Genomic DNA, 4,858 nt, shown 5'->3' with positions numbered 1-4,858 from the left:
ACCTTCCTCGCCCGGCTGGAACATCAGGACGACGTCGCCGGCCAGCCGGTGCCGCTGTTCGGCCAGCAGCGTCGCGGCACCGGCGAGCATGGAGGTGTGCAGGTCGTGGCCGCAGGCGTGCATGGCGCCGTCGACGGTGGACGTGTACTCCACGCCGGTCTTCTCCTGTACCGGCAGGGCATCCATGTCGGCACGCAGCAGAACGGCGGGGCGGGTGTTCGCGCCGGTTCCGGGCGCCTGGCCGCGCAACACCGCAGTGATCGACGTCGTCTCGGTGCCCAGGGTGATCTCGTAGCCGAGCCCGTCGAGTTCCTTGAGTACCTTCTCCTGCGTGCGGGGCAGCATCAGGCCGATCTCCGGTTCCCGGTGCAGTTCGTGGCGGAACCGGGCAAGGTCCGCCTGCAGTTCGCGGACGTCTTCTGTGATGGGCACGTGTACTCCTGGGTTTGTGTGTGGCGCGGGCTGGGCCCGGCTAGGACTTCCTGCGTCTATTCTGGAGTGACCTGAACCACAGTCTGGGAAACCCCTCACAAAATGCATCCAAGGGCCCCTGATGCAGGTTTCGTGCAAAACGACGGGAAGAACAATGGAACTCAGCGAGGATGAGCTTGCGCTGATCAATGTGCTGCAGATTGCCCCGCGCCTGAGCTGGGCGGACGCTGCGGAGGTGCTGGGCGTGCACGCCACCACGCTCGCTGCCCGCTGGGAGCGGCTGCGGGCCGCGGGCATTTCCTGGGTCACCGCCCACCTGATCGGCGACCCCCATCAGATGTGCCTGGCGTTCGTCGCGGTGGATTGCGAGATGCACCGGCGCGAGGAAGTGACCGCCCGGCTTGCCGGGATGCCCGAAATCATCACCGTGGAGGAAGCGGCCAGCCACCGGGACCTGATGCTGACCGTCATCACGGCCTCGCTGGATGATTTCAGCGAGCGGGTGATCTCGCGGCTGAAGGAGATCGACGGCCTGCTCAAATACGAAACCGCGTTGTGCACGCGGCTGCACGCAAGCGGCGGTGCCTGGCGGCTCAACGTGCTGAGCCGCGCGCAGCAGGCGGCCGTGCGGGCACTGGCCGGACCCGAGGCCACCGGAGTGGCCCAGGCCGCCGCCAGGCACGACCTGCCGGCCAGCCACCTGGCGTTGCTGCCGTTCCTGGCCCGCGACGGGCGGGCCACGGCGGCGGACATTGCCCGCGGACTGGGCAGGCATCCGGCCACCGTCCAGCGGCAGCTCAACCGCGTGCTCGCGAGCGGAATCCTGTCTTTCCGCTGCGAGGTTGCCCAGCGGTATTCGGCCTTTCCCGTGACCTGCCAATGGTTCGTTAACGTCCCCGCCGGCCGGCACGAGTCAGCAGCCGCCGAGCTGAAGACGATGCGGAACGTCCGGCTTAGCGCGTCCACCACCGGTCCGACCAATTTCGTCATCATCATGTGGCTGCAGTCCCTGGCGGACGTCATGACCATCGAGCTGGCGCTGCAGCAGAAGGTGCCGGGGATCGTCCTGGTGGAAAGCGTTGTCATGCTGACCACCGTCAAGCGCGTGGGCTGGATGCTGAACCCGGACTCAAGGGCGAGCGGCGCCGTCGTGGTCCCGGCCCAGAGCCTCGAAGCGGCTGGCTGAGTGCCCGTGCCCCACGCAGAGTCGGCCGCTGAGCCAGAGCCCGGCCAGGAACCCGCCCCGGCGGCGGGCGGCATCTTCCACCGCGACTACCTGCTGGTGACCCTGGGCGCCTGTGCGCTGGTGTTCCTCGTTAGAATCGCTGGCGGTCACCACCATCATGCCGTTGGTCAGCCGGGAACTGAATGGTGCTGCCCTCTACGCCCTCGCGTTCGCCGGACCGCTCGCAACTGGCGTCATCGGCATGGTGGCGGCGGGCAACCGCTCGGACCGACGCGGCCCGGTGGGGCCCCTCTACGCGTCCGTGGCGGTGTTTGCCCTGGGTCTGCTGATCGCCGGAACGGCGGGGGCGATGCCGACCCTGGTGGCCGGCCGGCTGGTTCAGGGACTGGGGGGCGGGGCGATGACGGTGGCGCTCTACGTTGTGCTCGCCCGGGTCTATCCGCCCGTGCTGCATCCGAAGATCTTCGCCGCTTTTTCCGCCGCCTGGGTGATTCCCTCCTTGGTGGGTCCCTTCGCTGCCGGTCTTGTGGCACAGCTGGCCAGCTGGCATTGGGTGTTCCTCGGCGTCGTGGGACTGGTGTTGCCGGCCCTGCTGATGATCGCGCCGGCACTGCGCGGACTGCGCGGCGCTTCGCGCGGCGCTTCGCCCCGCGGCTCGAAGGAACCCCCGAAGGAACCCGGGCCGGGGGAACCGGGGGAGCCGCGGGAGGCGCGGGAAGGGCCCGCGGCCGGGGCCGGCCGGTCGCCGGGCTACGGCCGGCTGGCCTGGGCTGCGCTCGCGGCGCTCGCCGTGCTCGGCCTGAATCTCTCCGACCGGCTTCCGACCGCGGGCGGAATCGCGGCCGTAGCAGCCGTCACTGTCGCCCTCATCGCCGTCCGACCGCTGGTGCCCCGCGGAACCCTGACCGCCCGGCGCGGCCTCCCCAGTGTCATCCTGACCCGCGGCTTGGCTTCGGCCGCATTCTTTGGCGCCGAGGTCTACCTGCCGTATCTCCTGGTGGAACGCTACGTTTTCTCGCCCACCTTCGCCGGCCTGACCCTCACCGGCGGCGCCGTCGCCTGGGCTGCCGGTTCCGCGGTCCAGGGCCGGCTTGGGAACCGCCTGGATCACCGCCGCGCGGTCCGAATCGGAGCGGCCCTGGTGCTTGGCGCTATTGTCCTGGTGCTGGTGACCACGGTCCTTCACTGGCCCGCCGCCGTCGTGATCGCCGCCTGGGTCTTCGCCGGCGGTGGCATGGGGCTGATGTATGCGCGCCTGAGCGTGATGACCCTGGCCCTGTCCAACAAGCACAACGAGGGCTTCAACAGCTCGGCGATGTCCATCTCCGATTCCCTCGGCGGAGCCCTGGCACTCGCCGGCACGGGGCTCGTGTTCGCGGCCTTCACGGCCACGACGACGGCGGCCGGCGCCGGCGTCGCGCCCTTTGCGGGGGTGTTCGCGCTCACCGCCGTGATCGGCGTCGGGAGCGTGGCGGTCGCGTCCCGGGTGTCGCGGTCGGGTGGGCCGGAAACGAGAGGGCGCCCGCAGATGATAGACTGAGGGAACTTGATGTGCAGTGATGCCCACTTTGGATTCGAATGATCAGCTTTTAGTTGATCAGCCGGATCCCTGCAGGACTCCCCGGAGTCCGGACGCAGCCGGTGGGCTTTATTCATGTGAGAGGCACATCCTGCGTCGATGAACGCGTTCTATTTGGTCCCGGCCGCCCGCAAAATGTTGCGGAAAGCCCGGTTGATCACCTGACTTTTCTTCGGCGAACCCCTGGGCCAACCGGCACCGGGGGCCGATATCCGCACGGATACCGCCTGAAAGACCTTTGAGACACATGACTACTTTTGCTGCCCTCGGCACGCCCAAGGCCCTCGCCGACACCCTCACCGCCCAGGGGATCCTCGAACCGTTCCCCATCCAGGTCAAGACCCTGCCGGACACCCTGGCCGGACGCGACGTCCTGGGCCGCGGCCGCACCGGCTCCGGCAAGACCATCGCTTTCGCCATCCCGCTTGTAGCACGACTCGCTGAGCGGGAAGCCAAGCACTTCCGCAAGCCCGGCCGCCCGATGGGCCTGGTCCTGGCACCGACCCGTGAGCTGGCCACCCAGCTGAACGCCACTATCGAACCGATGGCCACGGCCATGGGCCTGAACACGACCGTTATTTATGGCGGCATTTCCCAGGCCCGCCAGGAAAAGGCGCTGCGCGCCGGCGTCGACATCGTCATCGCCTGCCCGGGCCGCCTCGAGGACCTGATCCGCCAGCGCATCCTGACCCTCGAAGGCGTCGAGATCACCGTCCTGGACGAGGCCGACCACATGGCCGACCTCGGCTTCCTCCCCGTGGTCAAGAAGCTCATGGACATGACCCCCAGCCAGGGCCAGCGCATGCTGTTCTCCGCCACACTGGACAACGGCGTGGACAAGATCGTCCAGCGCTACCTGTCCAACCCGCTCACGCACGCCGTGGACGAATCCCAGGCCGCGGTGACCACCATGGAACACCACGTCCTCGTCGTCAACGACCAGACAGTCAAGAAGCAGCTGATCGTTGAGCTTGCCTCCGGCGCCGGCCGCCGGGTGCTCTTCCTGCGCACCAAGCACCACGCCCGCAAGCTGGCCAAGACCCTGACCGACGCCGGCATCCCCGCCGTCGACCTGCACGGCAACCTGTCGCAGAACGCCCGTGACCGCAACCTCGCCGAGTTCGCCTCCGGCGAGGTCCGCGTCCTGGTCGCCACCGACGTCGCCGCCCGCGGCGTCCACGTCGACGACGTCGAACTGGTCATCCACGTGGATCCGCCCACGGAGCACAAGGCTTACCTGCACCGCTCGGGCCGTACCGCCCGCGCCGGTTCCGACGGCACTGTGGTCACGCTGACCTTGCCGGAGCAGCAGTCCGACGTGAAGAAGCTGATGAAGGCCGCCGGCGTCGACGTCAACTTCGAGCGCGTCACCGCCAACTCGCCGCTGGTCGCCGAACTGGTGGGCGAGATGGCCGACAAGATCGATCCGCGCACCCGCGCCGCGCTGCTCGCCGCCAAAGCCAATCAGGGCGGCGGCAGCTCCACCGGTGCCAACGCCGAGCGCAAGCGCGCCCGTCGCCAGGCTGCACCCACCGCGGGTGGCCGTGGCGGCCGTGGCGGCCGCGGACGTGTCGGAGCGGAGGCTCCCCGCACCGATCTTCCCCGTGCGGAGCGTCGCGCCGTGGCCTACGAAGGCCAGGCCGCTGCCCGCAACGCCGCCG

At 69.0% G+C, this 4,858-nt stretch carries 3 protein-coding genes and 1 pseudogene; 3 read left to right on the top strand and 1 reads right to left on the bottom strand.

What is annotated here, in order from left to right; translation table 11 throughout:
* Positions 1-432, bottom strand: a 432-nt coding sequence (locus AB4Y86_RS12200; RefSeq protein WP_441402490.1) for a M20 metallopeptidase family protein, incomplete at its 3' end; no start/stop codon positions are given.
* A gap of 154 nt (positions 433-586) precedes the next feature.
* Between AB4Y86_RS12200 and AB4Y86_RS12195 the strand changes: the two genes are divergently transcribed.
* The 3 genes and pseudogenes from AB4Y86_RS12195 to AB4Y86_RS12185 form a co-directional block, all read left to right on the top strand.
* Complete coding sequence (locus tag AB4Y86_RS12195) at positions 587-1,618, top strand: Lrp/AsnC family transcriptional regulator (RefSeq protein ID WP_441402489.1); 1,032 nt, start codon at positions 587-589, stop codon at positions 1,616-1,618.
* A gap of 6 nt (positions 1,619-1,624) precedes the next feature.
* Positions 1,625-3,158, top strand: a pseudogene (locus tag AB4Y86_RS12190) (MFS transporter).
* 286 nt (positions 3,159-3,444) lie between these two features.
* Positions 3,445-4,858, top strand: a 1,414-nt coding sequence (locus AB4Y86_RS12185) for a DEAD/DEAH box helicase (protein ID WP_441402488.1), incomplete at its 3' end; no start/stop codon positions are given.

Origin of the sequence: Arthrobacter sp. 2YAF22_2, from assembly GCF_052114645.1 — a bacterium.
In the GTDB taxonomy this organism is placed as follows: domain Bacteria; phylum Actinomycetota; class Actinomycetes; order Actinomycetales; family Micrococcaceae; genus Arthrobacter.
This window is presented reverse-complemented; position numbering and strand designations above follow the sequence as displayed.